Here is a 16,796-nt window from a genome sequence, read left to right as displayed (position 1 = left end):
GATGTCGACTGACCACGGTGCGGGATCGGCCACCAAACCACGCGAGGACGGCTCCGCCATTGAGTTCAACCCGTACTCCGACAGCTTCTTCGACGACCCATACGAGACCTACCGCTGGATGCGCGACGAGGCCCCCGTGTATTACAGCGAACGGTGGGATTTCTATGCCCTGAGCAGGTATGAGGATGTCGTGGCCGCGCACCGGGACTGGGAGACGTTCAGCAGCTCCTACGGGGTCACCCTGGACGCGTTGTCGATGCGCCGAAAGTTCGACGACCTCAACATGTTGATCCTCCTGGATCCTCCGGAACACGAGCGGCTGCGCAAGCTGGTACGCCAGGTATTCACCAAGGCAGCGATCGCCAACCTCGAGCCCCTGGTGACCGATGTCGTCACCTCCTATGTCAGCGCCCTGGCGGGCAGAGACGAATTCGACGTGGTGGCCGACTTCGCGGCGCTGTTCCCGGTGGAGATCATCTCCTCGATGCTCGGCGTCCCTGCCGGAGAGCGCCAGCAGATCCGGCTGTGGACCGACGAATTCCTGCACCGCGAGAAAAACAACCCGTTCGCCACCGAGAGCGGTGTGGCGGCCTCGATGGCCATGGGCGAGTACTTCCTGGACCTGGCCCGCGAGAAGCGCCGCCGGCCCGACGACCTGATCATCAGCCGGCTGGTGACCGCGACCTACCAGGACGAGACCGGGGTGACGCACCGGCTCACCGACGAGGACATCGCCACGTTCGCGGTGCTGCTCGCCGCGGCCGGCAGCGAAACGGTCACCAAACTGGTGGGCAACGGCGTCATGGCCTTTCACCACAATCCCGATCAGTGGCAGCTGGTGCTCGCCGATCCCGGACTGATCCCCGGCGCGATCGAGGAGATGCTGAGACTCAATCCGCCCTCGCAATACCAGGGACGGTTCACCACCCGCGACGTGGTGCTCGACGCTGGCACCATCCCGGCGGGATCGCCTACCCTGCTGGTCACCGGTGCCGCGACACGTGACCCGAGGGCCTACGATCGGCCCGACGTTTTCGACATCAAACGGGGAGGTTCAACCACCCTGGCTTTCGGATACGGCGCCCACAGCTGCCTGGGCTCCTGGCTGGCGCGACTGGAGACACGAGTCGCGTTGCACGCGATACGCGAGCACTGGCCGCGTTTCGCCGTCGATCCCGACGGTTTGCAGCGGGTGACGATGTCCAACGTAGCCGGCTATTCGCACGTCCCGGTCCACGTCGGCTGATGGGCGCGGCGCAGACCGCGTCGGACGGTCCGGCACCGCCCGGCCTGCCGGGCAGTGTCCCCGAGCTGCTGCTGTCACGGCGGCGCACGCAGCCTGACGCAGAGTTCCTGGTCACCGACGAGGAGCGGCTGACTTTCGCGGAGGCCGACGCGCAGTCCAGAACACTGGCCGATGCGCTGTTGGCCTCAGGCGTGGGCAAGGGATCTCGAGTCGGCATCCTGTTCCCCAACTGCGCCCAATGGCTGATCGCATGGTTAGCAGCGGCGCGCATCGGCGCGCTCACCGTCCCGTTGTCGACCTTCGCGCCGGGCGCAGAGCTCGCCAGGCTGCTGCGTCACACCGACATCCAGGTGCTCCTGATGGGCCGTTCGATCGCCGGCCACGACCTCGTCGCCCGTGTCGCCGACGCGCTGCCGGGTCTGGCCGACGGTGACGCCGCGATCGCTCTACCCGCGGTCCCCTACCTGCGCCGGGTGCACGTCTGGCCCGACTGCGACCGACCCTGGGCAACGCCGTGGCCCGCCAGCTTTGGTCCCGTCGCGCCGCTGACCGGCCCGGCCGAGCAGGAGGTCGGACCGGCCGACGAGCTCGTGCTGGTGACGACGTCCGGAACCACCGCGCTGCCTAAATCCGTCGTACACACCCACGGCAGCCTGGTGCGCCACGCGGCCATCCTGGCCCGTCATCGCGGCGTCACCCCCCGCGACCGCATCTACTCTCCGATGCCGTTCTTCTGGGTGGGCGGACTGACCATGGTGGTACTGCAGGCGCTCTGCACCGGAGCAACGGTGCTGGCGCAGGACGTGTTCGACGCCGGTGCCACGCTTGCCCTGCTGGAACGGGAGCGAGCCACCTTCATCTCATGCTGGGCGCAGGCCAGTCAGGCCATGGCCGACCATCCCGACTTCGCCAAGCGCGACCTGTCCAGCGTCCGGGGCGGCACCATGCTGCAGGCGTTGCCCCCCGAACGACGGCCCGCCGAACCCGAGCTGACCCCTAACCTGCTCGGCATGACCGAGACCGGTGGCCCACACACCATGGTCGAGGTGCCCGACACCCCGCTGCCGCCAGCACGCCGCGGCTCCTTCGGCATCCCACTGCCCGGGCTCGTGCAGCACCGGATCGTGGACACCGCGGGCCTTCCGCTGCCGCAGGGGCAGGAGGGCCAGATCCACGTGCGCGGCCAGATCCTGATGAGCGGGATCTACAAACAGGAACGCCACGAGGTGTTCACCGCCGACGGTTGGTATGACACCGGGGACCGCGGTTGGTTCGACGACGCCGGGCATCTGCATTTCACCGGACGTGCCAGCGCCCTCATCAAAACCGCCGGGTCCAATGTCTCCCCTGCAGAGGTCGAATCGGTTCTGGACGCCATGCCGGGTGTGCTGCACAGCTTCGTGGTCGCGCTGCCCCATCCGGTACGCGGCGAGGTGGTGGGGGCTGCCGTCGTGCCTGCCAACGGGGTGCAGTTGTCGGTCGAGACGATCGTTGCCCACGCTCGCCGCAACCTGTCAACTTTCAAAATCCCCGCCGTGGTCCGTCTACTCGCCGAGCAGGATCTGCCGATGCTGGCCACGGGCAAGATCAACCGCGCCCAACTCGCGCGCATCCTGGCCTCCCCGGAGCCTGGTCGTGCGCGGTGAGCGGGGGGCGAACGCCCGAGGTGCGGGCTGCCCATCGCACCGCAGAGCCGGCCTCAGCGCCCGGATGCGCAATGCGGCCTCCGGTCGTGCGGTGTCGGTGCGACCTCGAAGATTGGGGACGAACAGGCTCGCGCGGCGCCAACGGCCGGTCAAAAGATTCCAAGTCGGGCAACCGTCCGAATAATTGCAGCTGCCGGGTATTCGCGCAGTGAAGCTGGCAGGCGCGGTGAATGGTCGTCAGCGCTGACGACGTCGCGGCCCTAGGACGGCGATCCTTGAGCCATGGTCACAGCACAGGCACCGAGTCAGCCAATCACGGGCGCAGAGTCAACCGAAGTCGGCAGCGGACCTACCTCGGCAGTGAAGTACGCCACCGAAGCGATCGGTACGTTCTTCTTGGTGTTCACGGTCGGTGCCGCCGTCGGCAGCGGTACCCAGTTCGCCCCGCTTGCTATCGGTGCCGTCCTGATGGTGATGGTCTACGCCGGTGGACACATCTCGGGCGGCCATTACAACCCTGCGGTGACCTTGGCGGTGCTGCTGCGGCGCCGGATCGCCGTGCGTGACGCCTTCATGTACTGGATCGTGCAGTTCGGCGCCGGGCTGCTGGCTGCGGCGGTGGTGCGTGGGATCGTTGATCCGGCACAGGCTACGACGACCGTGACGATGACGCTGGCCGGTCACGCTCTGGCGGCCGCCTTCGTGGTGGAACTGTTGTTCACCTTCGCTCTGTGCTATGTGGTACTGAATGTGGCGACGAGCAAGAGCGATCCGGACAACTCGTACTTCGGCCTGGCGATTGGTTTCACCGTGCTAGCAGGCGCTTTCGCGGTCGGCGCGATCTCCGGCGGCGCGTTCAACCCGTCGGTCACCATCGGTGCGGCGACGATGGGCATGTTCGCCTGGCCGACGCTGTGGGTGTATCTGGTCGCGCAAGCCGTCGCCGGCGCCGCGGCCGGAATCACCTTCCGCGCGCTCAACCCTGACGACAGATGATTACGCCCCCAGCACCGATCGCTACGCGGACAAGAGTTCGCGAGGACGGGAAAGCCGCGTGAGTCAAGCACTCGTGGTGGGCGGATCACTCGGGGGCCTCACGGCGGCGCTGGTGCTCAGAGACCTGGGATGGGACGTCGACGTTCTGGAGCGTAGTGCGGTTCCGTTGCAGGATCGCGGGGCCGGCATCGTCGCGCACCCCACCACAGTTCGCTATCTGGTGGAGCGGGCCGGAAAGGCGATTGGCGACATCGGCGTGCCTGCCAGCAGACTTCGTTATCTCGGCGATGACGGCTCGGTCGCCCATGAGCAACCCTGCGCATATCGGTTCGCTTCGTACTTCGAGTTGTACCAAGGGCTGCTGGACGCCTTCGGCATCGAGCGCTACCACTTGTCGAAGCAGCTTGCGCACCTGGATAACCGGGGCGATGAGGTTGCGCTGTCACTGACCGACGGTCAGATGCTGACCGCAGACCTGGTGGTGTGCGCCGACGGCATCCACTCGACGGGACGCGCGATTCTGGTGCCCGAAGCCCAACCGCGCTATGCGGGATACGTGGCCTGGCGAGGCACCATCGAACGCGATGAACTCAGCGGCGGTACAGCGAGCATCCTGCGCGACGCGATCACCTACCGGATCCTGCCGCATGGCCACTTGCTGACCTATCCGATTCCGGGCGCGGACGGGTCCGTGCTGTGCAACTGGCTCTGGTATCGGAACGTCTCGCCCGCAGACCACCTCAACAGCCTGCTCACCGACCGCAACGGTCTGAGGGCCGAGCTGACCGTGCCGCCGGGGTCGGTCCAGACCCGCCATCTCAAGGAGCTGCACTCGGCTGCGGACGTCGAGCTTCCACCGCCGCTCACCGAGCTCGTCCGACGGACCGCCGAACCGTTCATACAGGTGATCGTCGACCTCGAGGTGCCTAAAATGGCCTTCGGGCGAACCTGTCTGATCGGCGATGCGGCGTTCGTGCTGCGGCCCCATATCGGTGCGGGCACCGCCAAGGCGGCCGACGATGCCTGGCAGCTAGGCAACGCGCTGCTAGATACCGCTGGGCGGCAGGTGCCTCTTCGCCTGAAGGGCTGGGAGACCCAGCAACTACCGGCGGCCCGGCAGGCAATGCAAAGGGCCCGCGCAGTCGGTCAAAGCGTGCAGTTCGAAGGCACGTGGCGCGTCGGCGACCCCGCACCGTTCGGACTGCACGCGGCCGGGGACAGCGCACTACCGGTCGATCTTTGACAGAAAGGAATCCCCAATGCACGAGCCGTCGGTCCGCGTCGTTCGACGTGACCAACTCTCCGACGACACCCCGCAGACCTCAGGACTGCATCGGGCGGTCGCCTTCGACAGCCGCAACCCCGACGCCAAGGTACTGAGCGCCTTCCTCAGCACGGTGCTACCCGGCGCAGCGACCGGTGCGCACCACCACGGCGACCAGGAGACAATCCTTTACGTCCTTGAAGGCACCGCCAGGTACCGGTGGGGCGACCGCCTGCAGCACGTCGTCGAGGCCGGCCCGGGAGACTTCGTTTTCATACCGGCGCACACTCCGCATCAGGAGGTCAATGCGTCCGCCGACCGCCCGACCGTTTGGGTCGTCACTCGCTCGAACCCCGATCCGATAGTGGTCAACCTTCCGGAGCTGGACAAGTTCGCCGAGCCGGCGACGCGCGAGTACCCTCACCCCTGAAGCGTCGCAACACAATCCACATTGCGCCGGACGACTCCCGGGGTGGGAGCGCGCCGGTGCGTGCACTGTCAAGCTGGCGTCATGGTTCTGCCGGCATCAGGCTGAAACCGGTGATAGTGCGTCGATAAGGCGGGCGTGTTGAACAGATGCCGGGACCTTACTGCGGCTGCCTGGGCTGTGTCGATGGCGGTGCTACTGACAACCAGGCAGAACTACCCTCCCGGAGACCCCGCTTTATCTGTTCTCTCGCAGCTGGGCTGCCGGGTGGAGCTGTCTGCCGGCAGCTACAGGTGAGGCCGGCGAACGGATTTTGGGAGCTGCCCATCGAGTTCGGGTCGGCGCTGGCCGGTGCTGCTCCCCCAACGTAAACGCCAAGGGCGACAGCACAACCGACCAGAATTCGCGTGACCGCTCGGTGGCGTTGAGTCGTCATATCATCCTCTTTCTTTGCAAAGCAGCAGGTGGTGAGACCCGACAGCGACAGAAGCTCTCCGGGAGTCCGGATGCCTAACCCCGGTACATTCAGACGTCCGTTGTCCTACTTGACATAATTCCGCGTCGGGCAGCCGGCGTCGCCACTGCTGATACCCATCAGTGCCCCCTGCCAGCGGGAGTATCCGGCCCCCAGCCAGCCGTATATCGGTGTCATTCAAGGCTCCTTGACCGAACCCTGGTCAGAACACGTTGACAACCCACCTGGACAGGGGGGCAACCAGGCTGTCGAGGATGCAATCGCCCTCGTCGTGCCGCTGCGGGACGCACAAGCCGCCGACGTTCGGTACGCCTGCGCCGTTACGAGGACCTGCGTATCGAGTGGACTCGTCAGGCACTCTTGGCGCCACAGCTACCTTTCAGGCCGCCAAGGGATCTCACCACGGTTGGCGTCCGCAGACCGGAGGTACCGGCGTGATCGGCACTGCCGCTCACCGGTGAACCGCGACCCCGGTCAGCGGGTACCAAAGATGGATGGTAGCGGGCACGACATCGGTTCGCGCACGAGCGATCCTGATAAAGAACCGATCGAGGCGAAACCACCAGCGAAGGAGTGCCGGCCTGAGAACGGTCGTCCACCGGCTCGCGGGCCCAGGGTTTCGCGCGCCACCAAGAACCGCTGCATAACAACACATCACGGTCCTACCTGACATTGAGAACCGACATCGAGAAAGGCATAACCATGCTGAGTTCCCAACGCCGATCCCGCGATGAAGTGCGGGAATTCGATGCCCCGCCGAGCCTGACCGAGAACCTCCAGCGCGTCCTCGTCGACCTCATCGAACTGCACCTGCAGGGCAAACAAGCGCACTGGAATGTCGTGGGCACCAACTTTCGCGATCTTCACCTGCAACTCGACGAAATCGTCGACATCGCGCGGGACGCCAGCGACACCATCGCCGAGCGCATCCGCGCCCTCAACGCGGTTCCCGACGGACGATCCGACACCGTCACGGCATCGACCACACTGCCCGCCTTCCCCGCGGCCGAGCAGACCACGACCGACACCGTCGACTTCATCACCACCGCGATCTACACGGCGGCCCACACCCTCCGCACCGTCCACGACGACGTCGACGACGCCGACCCCTCCAGCGCCGACCTGCTGCACACCATCATCGACGCGTTGGAAAAGGCCGCCTGGATGCTCAAATCCGAGAACCGCAAAATCTGACAACGACCGCAGGCAAGATCACGGCAAGCCTGCCGCATTGATCAGTGCGCCTCCAAGAAGGTGACCACCGCCAGCACCCGGCGGTGGTCATCACCGGTCTCGGGCAGATTCAGCTTGGTCAAGATACTGCGGACATGCTTTTCCACGGTGCCCTCGGTGACCCAGATCCGGTGAGCGATCCCGGCATTGGAGCGCCCCTCGGCCATCAACGCCAACACCTCACGTTCGCGCGCACTGAGCGCCGCCAGGGGATCATTGCGTCGCCGCGCCGACACCAACTCGGCCACCAGCGCCGGATCCACCACCGAGGCGCCCTTGGCGATCCGCCCCAGCGTGTCCACGAAGTCGGCCACGTCGGTGACCCGACTCTTGAGCAGATAACCGACGCTGCGCCCGCTGGCCAACAACTCCATCGCATGCTCGACATCGACATGCGCCGACAGCACCAGGATCGCCGTATCAGGCAGCTCCTCGCGTATCACCCGCGCCGCATCCAGCCCCTCGGTGGAATGATCCGGCGGCATCCGGATATCGGTCACCACCAAGTCCGGGGCCTGCTCACGCGCCAACCCCAGCAACTGCACACCATCACCGGCCTGCCCCACCACATCAAAGCCCGACCGATCCAGCAGGCTGGCCAAACCCTCTCGCAGCAGCACATCATCCTCAGCCACCACCACCCGCACACGGCCCACGCCTCAACCGCCTTGTTGCGTCGGGGCGGGGCTGTTTCGGTCGCCGCGCTGGTCGCCGCCAGCGACGGGCGCGGCGGTGTCATCCACTGTGAAACCGTTGCGGCGCTGGGCTTGTCTCAAGTTCCTCCCCGCCCCGGCGGCAGTCGCGGGCAGTGCATCGAGTTTCACCGGCTCGGTCTCGGCCGGCGGCGCCGAGGAACCCGGCACTCCGCGCCAACACGCGCCTATCCATGCAAGCTCCTCGATAACGTGATTTGAGGATAGCTCGCGAGAGCCACCGGGTTTACCGGAAATCGCCGTGGCGGGTTTGAACGGCGCGCCGGCCGGCGGAACGACGGATCGCTCACGCGGCGGGATCCGGGCGATACAAGGCGGGGGTTAAAATTCCGGTTGCGGTCACGTCCATGTCCGCATCCATCGATCTGAGCCGGCCTAATGACGCGGAGAAGCACACGAGCGCCCGGCCGGCCGTCGTCGCGGCCGGCTGTCAGTTCCCGGGGCCATCAGGCCCTCACCGAGGTTCACCCGTCGCCGACACGGGCTTGCCCCGTGGCACTGCTGTCACGTGCAGCGCGCCCGCCGGTGTGGCTGGGCCTGGTAGTCGCCGCGTCGTTGATTTTGGTGGAATCCGTTGTGGTGCTGCTACTCAAGCGAGTCGCGCCTGGCGACGCGTTCGGCGTGCTGTACCTGGTCGGTGTTCTGGTGGTCTCCGGGGTGTGGGGATTCGGGCTCTCGGCGGCGATGTCAGTGGCCAGCGCCGTCGCCTTCGACTACTTCCGGACCGGGCCGGCCGCCTTCACCCTGACCAGAGTCGAAGACTGGGCAGTGATCGGCATCTTCCTGATTGTCGCACTGGTGGCCACCACGCTGGCGCAGCTGGCCAGGACACGTGCCGTCGAGGCCGAGCACAGCCGTGACGCGCTTCGCGCGGTCGCCGACCTGCAGGCTTCGTTGCGCCGGGTGGCGACACTGGTCGCCCACGGGGTCGCTCCGTCCGAGGTGTTCTGCGCGGTGGCCGACGAACTGGCCCTGTGCCTGGGGGTGCGCCATACGACGCTGTTCCGCTTCGAGCCCGACGGCGCAGGTCTGTTGATCGCCGGGCACCACGAGTTTCAGACGGAACTGGCTGTCGGTAAACGGTTTTCGCTCGACGGCGAATCTGTCGCGGCGATGATTTTCCGCACCGGTCGTCCCGCCCGGATGGACGACCATGACGATGCTCCCGGTCCGGCCGCCGATTACATCCGCCGACTGGGGATGCGGTCGGGTGTCGGAGTGCCGATCATGGTCGACGGCCGCGTGTGGGGCGCGGCCATTGTCGGCTCGTCACAACCCGATCCGCTACCGCCCGACACCGAGTCGCGGGTCGGGGAGTTCGCCGATCTCGTCACGACCGCGATCGCCAACGCCGAGACTCATGCCCAACTCACGGCGTCTCGCGCCCGGATCGTCGCCGCCGGCGATGAGGCCAGGCGGCGCTTCGAACGCGATCTGCATGACGGTGCGCAGCAGCGGCTCGTGACGTTGGGGCTCAGGCTCCGTGCTGCAGAGGCTTCCGTGCCACCAGACCTCGGATCGGTGCGCGAGCAACTTGCTGAGATCGTCGACGGGCTGACCGGTGTCTCCACGGACCTCCAGGAGATATCCCGGGGGATACATCCCGCGATCCTGTCGCGGGGCGGACTGGGGCCGGCTCTCAAAACGCTCGCCCGCCGCTCCGGCGTCCCCGTCGCGCTCCGCGTCGCTGTCGATCAACGGTTGCCCGATTCCGTCGAAGTTGCCGCCTACTACGTCGTTGCCGAATCCCTGACCAACGCGGCCAAGTACGCGCAGGCATCCGAGGTAAGGGTGACCGTCGAAACAGACGGTCCTAACGTCCGTCTATCCATCCGGGACGACGGAATCGGAGGAGCCGACGCGGGCAGGGGGTCCGGGCTCACCGGCCTGACCGACCGCGTGGAGGCGCTGGGCGGACAGCTGCGGGTGTCCAGTCCGGTCGGGAGTGGGACGTCGCTGCTCGCGACCATCCCGTTCTGACCGCGCCCGTCGACGTTGGCGCGTGGTCGAAGTGTTTGCCGTTCTTGGCGACTCGCGATGCTGCGCCTTGCGGGATCGTCACTTGGGGAGCTAAGTCAGGCTCGTACCGCGCGACGCGGGCCCCGGCGGACTGGGTAACGGCCGCGGCGACGTCCTCGTCGCCGGACCGTGCTCATCTGAATCCAGATTGCCTGCGAACCAGGGATCGACGACGCGCGGGTTGCGCGTCACCGGGGCAGCCATCGTTCCGGTCCCCAACACGGCAACGCGTCGCAGGTGGTCGGCCATCACATGCCCTCAGGGGACGGCCCGGCCACCTGCGCGCCGAAACTCATGATGGTGTCGATCGTGTCGAGGTCGGCTTCGCTGAGCGACACGTCCGCGGCGGCGACACTGTCTTGAACATGACCTGCTTGCCGGGCGCCGACGATGGCGACATGCACGGAGGGGTTGGCCAGCGTCCAAGCGATGGCCAACTGGCTGATGGTGACCCCAAGGTCGGCGGCGAACATCGCCAGGGCGCGCACCGTCGCCAGGTTAAGTTCGAAATCGCCGCCTTGGAATACACCGCTGGTGCTGCGCCAATCATCGGCGGCGAACGCGGTATGGGTGCTCAGCGTTCCCGTCAGCAGCCCGTGGGCCAACGGCCCGTACACCAGCACCCCGATGTTATGTGCGCGGCAGTATGGCAGTTCGCCGTCCTCGATCTCGCGGCGGAACAGATGGTACGGCGGTTGCAACGTCTCAACCGGAAGTGTCGCGGAGAACTCCGCCATCTGCCAGGCGTTGTAGTTGGATACGCCGACGTGGCCGATCTTGCCGTCGCAGACCAATTCGCGTAGCGCGCCCGCCGTCTCCGCGGCTGACACGCTCGGGTCGGGCCAATGCACCTGGTACAAGTCGATGTGGTCGACGCCCAGCGCGGTCAAGCTGGCGTCGACTCCCCGGCGCAACCACTCGGGGCTCGCGTCTCGGACCAGACCGGAATCTGTCTGCCGCAGGCCGCCTTTGGTGGCAATCACGAGTTCGTCGCGCTCAGCGGTGAGCTCGTCGCGGAGCGCCTCGCCGAGGATCTGCTCGGACGCACCGAAACCGTAGGCCTGCGCCGTATCGAAGAAGTTGACGCCCAATTCGCGAGCGCGACGGACCGCGGCGATGGCGGCATCCTCGTCGAAACGACCCCAGTCCCCACCCAGCTGCCAGGTGCCGAAGGCGATGCGGGAAACGTTGAGCCCAGTTTGCCCCAATGTGGTGTACTTCATTTCGCTCTCCAAGTCGTTCGCGCACATTCGTACTTCCGGCTCTGCCATGAACCACGATTGCGCGCCGGCGCGCCCGTGTCGCCACCGCTGACCGCAATCGGGTCCTCCCCGCCAGCTGGAATCTATGTCTACCGGGCATCTACGAATTCCCTGGCAGCCGGGATTCTCAGCGCCACAGCACGACCGCGCGCGCGCCGTTTACGGCCGGCTTACGGCTAGCGGTAATGCCGGTCAGTCCAACCCACTGAGAAGCTGACCTCATGGGTATGAGAGGTACGCAATGCGCTGCATGATCGTTGATGACAGCGCGGCTTTCGTCGACGCTGCGCGCGGTCTGCTCGAACACGGCGGCATCACGGTCGTAGGCGTGGCATCGACCAGCGCCGAGGCTCTTCGATGCTTCGAGGAGCAGCGACCGGACGTGACGCTCGTCGACGTTAACCTCGGTATCGAGAACGGGTTCGAACTCGCTGAGCAACTCTACCGATCCGCGTTGCCCACGCCATCACCGGTGATACTGATCTCCACCCATGCCGAGCAGGACTTCGCCGACATGATCGCGACCAGCCCCGCCGTCGGGTTCCTCGCCAAGTTCGCTCTGACGGCCGGCGCGATCCGCGATCTCGTCCGCGGCCCAGCAGGCCTGCCCCAGGACGAATGACGGACGTCTCATACTGTGCGACAATGGAATTCGAGAAACGTCTGCCGCCAGCAGTGGCAGCCGCTGTGTCGAGCCGACCGCGGTGACTGCCCTTCGCGGGGGGTCTGTGGCCTGGGCCCCGCTACTGCGCGGATCGAACCGATTGCGGCTGGCAGGTAGTCCGGACTCAGGGTCATGCGCGCAGCTGCTCCAGAGCGGCGCTCACGCCGCTCGGGTCGATAGGAATCTCGGCGAGCTGCAGCCCCATCTGCACCCCGGCGAGAGTCCCGGCCAGTGTCAGATCATTGAAATGGCCGAGATGACCGATCCGGAACGTGCTTCCCGCCAGCTTGCCCAGGCCGGCACCGAGCGACATGTCGAAGCGGTCCAGGATGATGCCACGGACCGCGTCGGCGTCGTGCCCATCAGGCAGCAGCACCGCCGTCACCGAGCCGGAGTGGCCGCCCTTGTCGAGGCAAACCACATCGAGGCCCCACGCGCGCACAGCCGCCCTGGTCGCGGCTGCGTGGCGAGCGTGGCGTGCGAACACTTGCGGAAGGCCCTCGTCGTAGAGCATGGTCAGCGCCTCCCGCAGCCCATAGAGCAGGTTGGTGGCAGGTGTGTACGGAAAGGACCCGTTCCGATTGGCCGCCAGGATCGGCTGCCAGTCCCAGTACGACCTGGGCGAGCCGGAGCTGGTCGAGACATCGAGCGCCTTTTGACTGATGGCGTTGAAGCTCAGCCCCGGCGGCAGCATCAGCCCCTTCTGAGATCCGGCGACCGTCACGTCGACCCCCCACTCGTCATGCCGGTAGTCGATACAACCGAGCGAGGAAACGGCGTCGACCAACAGCAACGCCGGGTGGCCGACACTGTCGATGGCTTGGCGGACTTCGGCGATCGGACTGACCACCCCGGTGGAAGTCTCGTTGTGCACCACACACACCGCTTTGACGGCCCGCGCCGTGTCAGCGGCCAGTTTCTGCGCGACGACACCAGGGTCCACCCCGTGCCGCCAATCGCCGGGCACGAAGTCGACGACCAGCCCGAGCCGGGCAGCCATCTCCCGCCACAACGTCGCGAAATGCCCCGTGTCGAAGGCTAGTACGGTGTCGCCGGGGCTCAGCGTGTTCACCAGCGCCGCCTCCCAGCCGCCCGTTCCCGAGCCCGGGTAGACCACCACTGGGCCCTCGGTGGCGAATACCGGACCAAGCAGTGCGAGAACTTCGAGGGCAAGGGCTTGGAACGATGGCCCGCGATGGTCGATAGTCGGCGCCGCCATCGCACGCAGGACTCGGCCCGGGACATTCGTCGGGCCCGGGATTTGCAGGAAGTGGCGACCGCTCGGATGGCTCACAACGAACTCCTTAATCAATCGGTAGGTCACCCAACACATGTCGTAAAAGTCTGCGCCGCCCCGTCATACGAACTCCGAGGCGCCGTGTCAGGGCCTTGGCCCGTGGGGGAAGGGTGGGTCGATATCGCAGCGATATCCGAATCCCGTCCCCCAAGAATTGCCCGTCAGCGAATGCGTGTCGTCACCGTTGGCGCCTATCAGTGGCCCCTGCCAGCTGGAATACTTGCCCACCGGAAGCGCGCCTTATTTCATCACTGAACAATTTGTCGCCCTGGACGGCAGCAGAGCTGGCGGCAACGCCGGTCTCCCTGCTCACGGACTGTCGATCGGGATCGTGGCGTCCAGCGACGTCTCGCGTCCCGGCGGGCTCACCATCCTGGGGCGGTGCTCGCTGCCGGTGGCTAGGTCAGGCTCGGCGTTTTGTTTTGGAGGCGCGCGAGCGGCCGTTGGGATTGCCGGCGGCGTCGGGCTGGGTGACGCAGAGCCCGGAGAAGATGATGTCGGTGACCAGCTCGATGTGGTCGACGGGATCCAGGGGGCCGTCAAAGGGGTCGAATCGATCCGAGAGTGGGCCCAGGGTGAACGGCGCGGCGGCGCCGTGGGCGATGAGGAACAGCAGGGTTCGGGCGGGCACGCGTCGGACCCGGCCGGCGTCGGCGAGCCGGTTCAGTGCCTGCCATACCGGAGTCAGCGTCGGCAATGTGAACGACGCCACGATGTAGTCGAGGCGGCTGGTCGAGTGCAGGCCTTCCTGGTTCATCAACCTGACGAGCTCGGGGCGCCGGGCAGAGGCGAGCAGGAATGCGCGGATGCCTTCACGTAACCGCGACAGATCGTCGTCGGGAACCATTCGTTGTTGCAGCTCGGCGTTGAGATCGTCCGTCAGTTGCCGGAATCCATGATCGACTGCGGCGTACCAGAGCTGCTCTTTTGAACGGAACCGCTGGTTGATGGTGCCGCGGCTGAGTCCCATCTCGGCGTTGAGCGTGCGTAGCGACATTCCGTCGTAGCCATGCTTGGCGAAAGCGTGTAATGCGGCTCGCAGGATCTCGTCGTCGTCGCGTATACGTGGCCGGCCACGTGTCTCGGCTGCCTGCACGGCATCAGTCGCCATGACCGCACGATACCTCCCCCCGCAGATATTTTCTTGCCATGCGGCGAGAAATAGTTCAAACTGTAATCCATGATGCGAGAGGAACACGCGGTGAGTTTCTACGGCAGCAGCAACGACCGGTTTTGCACGGATCGCCAGCGAGCACGCCAGACGCCGGGTGCGATCGACCCGACGTTAGATGCCGGCGGGCTCCATGGCGTCTGGGCCGCACACCAATCGACTGCGATCATCGCCACCGGGCACTGGGTAAAGCTCGACGCTGTCACCGGTCATGCCGTGAGCGCGCTCGAGTTGGTAGCCGGTGATCTGGCGGCCAATCGCATTCTGGCGCTCACCCATAGCGCGATCCGCTCTTGGCGCCGCCTCGCCGGTGTGGCCAACCCCAGCCAGGCGTTCCCGCGTCACAGCGCCCAGGTCGGCAGAAGTGCTGCTGGCTTGCCAATGTACGTCGAACTGCTTCCGCGCATGCACCGGCGCCCGCGGCGTCACAGAGATCGAAGTACTCCGTCACCGCAGCAAAGAGCTTGGGGCACAACGAATTCTTCAACGCCCGACCAACACGCCGGCTCGGCTGATAAGCACCGGTTATCGCGACTTCAGCGATCGGTCTTGGACACGGCCCGTCCAGGTGGCGGAGCGTGAAGGCAAAGAGCACAACCACCAACCCGCATTGGGAGAGCAAGCATTATGACCGCTACACACTCAACTGACACCATCGTCAATGGTGCCCGCACTGGACACGGGCTGACCGATGGTCATCACCTGGTCGTTGATGCGCTGAAACTCAACGACGTTCACACCATCTATGGATTGGTCGGCATCCCGATCACCGACCTCGCTCGGATCGCACAGGCATCGGGTATCCGCTACATCGGCTTTCGGCACGAAAGCGATGCGGTCCACGCGGCTGCAGCAGCTGGCTTTCTCACCAAGCAACCGGGAGTCTGTTTGACGGTCTCGGGCCCGGGATTCCTCAACGGCCTGGTCGCGCTGGCGAACGCCACCACGAATTGCTTCCCGGTGGTACAGATTTCGGGATCCAGCGAACGCCACATCGTCGACCTCAAACGCGGTGACTACGAGGAACTCGACCAGATGACGGCGGCAGAACGCTTCGCCAAAGCCGCATATCGGGTGGACCGCGCCGAAGACATCGGCCGCGGCATCGCCCGCGCGATCCGCACCGCGGTGTCCGGCCGTCCCGGCGGCGTTTATCTGGACATCCCGGCCGCGGTGCTCGGCGAGGTCATCGACGCACACAAAGGCGCGAAGTCGCTGTGGCGGGTGGTCGACCCGGCGCCGCGCCAACTGCCCGCCCCGAAAGCGGTGAACCGGGCCATCACGCTGTTGGCAGGTGCGCGGCGCCCGCTGGTGGTGTTGGGCAAGGGAGCCGCATACGCCCAGGCCGACAACCAGATTCAGACCTTCATCAAAAGCACAGGGCTACCGTTTCTGCCCATGTCGATGGCCAAAGGCTTACTGCCCGACGACCATCCGCAGTCCGTGGCCGCCGCCCGCTCACTGGCATTGCGTGAAGCCGATGTCGTCATGCTCGTCGGCGCCCGGCTCAATTGGCTGCTCGGCCATGGCGAAGCACCCCAGTGGAACCCCAACGCGAAGTTCATCCAGGTCGACATCGAGGCGGCCGAATTCGACAGCAACCAGCCCATTGCCGCACCGCTTGTCGGAGACATCAGCTCGGTCATGGATGCACTGATCGAACAGAGCCGCGGCCGAATCATGGCTCCAACACCGTGGCGCGACAGGCTAAGCGCGTACTCGGCGCAGAACGTGGCCAGGATGTCGCAGCGACTGTCGCGGTCGGCAGATGCGCATCCGATGCAATTCTACGGCGCACTGCGCGCAATACGCGACGTGATGCGGGCATACCCGCAGGCCTACATCGTCAGCGAAGGAGCCAACACACTGGACTTCGCCCGCAACGTGATCGACATGCGGGTGCCCCGCCATCGGCTCGACAGCGGCACCTGGGGAATCATGGGCATCGGCATGGGCTACGCGATCGGTGCGGCCGTCGAGACCGACGCCCCGGTCGTGGCCATCGAAGGCGACAGCGCGTTCGGGTTTTCCGGCATGGAGCTCGAGACGATCTGTCGCTACCAGCTGCCGATCGTGGTCGTCGTGTTCAACAACGGCGGCGTCTACAAAGGCGACGACGTCAACTCCGCCTCCGCGGATCCGTCCCCGACAACGTTGATGCTCAGCGCCCGCCACGACCGGCTGATCGAAGCATTCGGCGGCACGGGTTATCAGGCCGCAACACCGGCCGAACTGTCCACCGCCCTCGCCGACGCGCTGGCCAAAGGTGCGCCGGCGCTGATCGACTGCGTCATCGACCCGACGGCCGGCACCGAAAGCGGCCACCTGACCAACCTCAACCCCAAAAGCCTCGGGCACGCGTGACAGCGTCCGTGTCCCGAAA

The 16,796-nt window shown here is 65.9% G+C and carries 14 protein-coding genes; 9 read left to right on the top strand and 5 right to left on the bottom strand.

The features are described from left to right. Nucleotide 1: 1 nt before the first annotated feature. The 6 genes from G6N48_RS25790 (at nt 2) to G6N48_RS25765 (ending at nt 7,248) form a co-directional block, all read left to right on the top strand. Complete coding sequence (locus tag G6N48_RS25790) at nt 2–1,246, top strand: cytochrome P450 (protein WP_085270030.1); 1,245 nt, start codon at nt 2–4, stop codon at nt 1,244–1,246. Beyond that, nucleotides 1,246–2,892, top strand: a complete 1,647-nt coding sequence (locus tag G6N48_RS25785; RefSeq protein ID WP_085270031.1) for a class I adenylate-forming enzyme family protein — start codon at nt 1,246–1,248, stop codon at nt 2,890–2,892. Before G6N48_RS25790 ends, G6N48_RS25785 begins: the two co-directional genes overlap by 1 nt. Before the next feature lie 360 nt (nt 2,893–3,252). Continuing rightward, entirely contained in the window at nt 3,253–3,888 is a 636-nt protein-coding gene (locus G6N48_RS25780) for an MIP/aquaporin family protein (RefSeq protein WP_232066709.1), read from the top strand. A 58-nt stretch (nt 3,889–3,946) separates the two neighbouring features. Next, nucleotides 3,947–5,131, top strand: a complete 1,185-nt coding sequence (locus G6N48_RS25775; RefSeq protein ID WP_085270033.1) for an FAD binding domain-containing protein — start codon at nt 3,947–3,949, stop codon at nt 5,129–5,131. Nucleotides 5,132–5,147: 16 nt separating this feature from the next. Further along, nucleotides 5,148–5,582: a cupin domain-containing protein gene (locus G6N48_RS25770; protein ID WP_085270034.1), complete on the top strand. Its 435-nt coding sequence runs from the start codon at nt 5,148–5,150 to the stop codon at nt 5,580–5,582. A gap of 1,174 nt (nt 5,583–6,756) precedes the next feature. Further along, a complete protein-coding gene (locus G6N48_RS25765; RefSeq protein WP_139825843.1) occupies nt 6,757–7,248 on the top strand; it encodes a Dps family protein in 492 nt (163 codons plus the stop codon). Nucleotides 7,249–7,289: 41 nt separating this feature from the next. Here the strand turns inward: G6N48_RS25765 and G6N48_RS25760 are convergent, their stop codons facing one another. Then, nucleotides 7,290–7,943, bottom strand: a complete 654-nt coding sequence (locus G6N48_RS25760) for a response regulator (RefSeq protein ID WP_085270036.1) — start codon at nt 7,941–7,943, stop codon at nt 7,290–7,292. A gap of 549 nt (nt 7,944–8,492) precedes the next feature. Here G6N48_RS25760 and G6N48_RS25755 point away from each other — a divergent pair. Continuing rightward, nucleotides 8,493–9,980, top strand: coding sequence for a sensor histidine kinase (locus G6N48_RS25755; protein ID WP_232066708.1), 1,488 nt, complete (start codon nt 8,493–8,495; stop codon nt 9,978–9,980). A 287-nt stretch (nt 9,981–10,267) separates the two neighbouring features. Here G6N48_RS25755 and G6N48_RS25750 read toward each other — a convergent pair whose 3' ends face one another. Further along, nucleotides 10,268–11,242: an aldo/keto reductase gene (locus G6N48_RS25750; protein WP_085270137.1), complete on the bottom strand. Its 975-nt coding sequence runs from the start codon at nt 11,240–11,242 to the stop codon at nt 10,268–10,270. Between the two features lie 280 nt (nt 11,243–11,522). On the opposite strand from G6N48_RS25750, the gene G6N48_RS25745 reads away from it, so the two are divergent. Beyond that, complete coding sequence (locus G6N48_RS25745) at nt 11,523–11,903, top strand: response regulator transcription factor (protein ID WP_085270038.1); 381 nt, start codon at nt 11,523–11,525, stop codon at nt 11,901–11,903. Between the two features lie 172 nt (nt 11,904–12,075). On the opposite strand, the gene G6N48_RS25740 is transcribed toward G6N48_RS25745, so the two are convergent. From G6N48_RS25740 to G6N48_RS25730, 3 genes are all read right to left on the bottom strand, one after another. Then, the gene (locus tag G6N48_RS25740; RefSeq protein ID WP_085270039.1) at nt 12,076–13,239 is read right to left on the bottom strand and encodes a pyridoxal-phosphate-dependent aminotransferase family protein; all 1,164 of its coding nucleotides are present in this window, start codon (nt 13,237–13,239) and stop codon (nt 12,076–12,078) included. 406 nt (nt 13,240–13,645) lie between these two features. After that, a complete protein-coding gene (locus G6N48_RS25735; RefSeq protein ID WP_139825844.1) occupies nt 13,646–14,440 on the bottom strand; it encodes a TetR/AcrR family transcriptional regulator in 795 nt (264 codons plus the stop codon). An 87-nt stretch (nt 14,441–14,527) separates the two neighbouring features. Next, nucleotides 14,528–14,692: a hypothetical protein gene (locus G6N48_RS25730; RefSeq protein WP_161494228.1), complete on the bottom strand. Its 165-nt coding sequence runs from the start codon at nt 14,690–14,692 to the stop codon at nt 14,528–14,530. Between the two features lie 348 nt (nt 14,693–15,040). On the opposite strand from G6N48_RS25730, the gene oxc reads away from it, so the two are divergent. Beyond that, nucleotides 15,041–16,777, top strand: coding sequence for an oxalyl-CoA decarboxylase (oxc, locus tag G6N48_RS25725; protein ID WP_085270042.1), 1,737 nt, complete (start codon nt 15,041–15,043; stop codon nt 16,775–16,777). Nucleotides 16,778–16,796: the final 19 nt, after the last annotated feature.

The organism is Mycobacterium parmense, from assembly GCF_010730575.1.
In the GTDB taxonomy this organism is placed as follows: domain Bacteria; phylum Actinomycetota; class Actinomycetes; order Mycobacteriales; family Mycobacteriaceae; genus Mycobacterium; species Mycobacterium parmense.
Note: the sequence above shows the minus strand (reverse complement) of the source record. Positions and strands in the feature narration are given on the sequence as shown.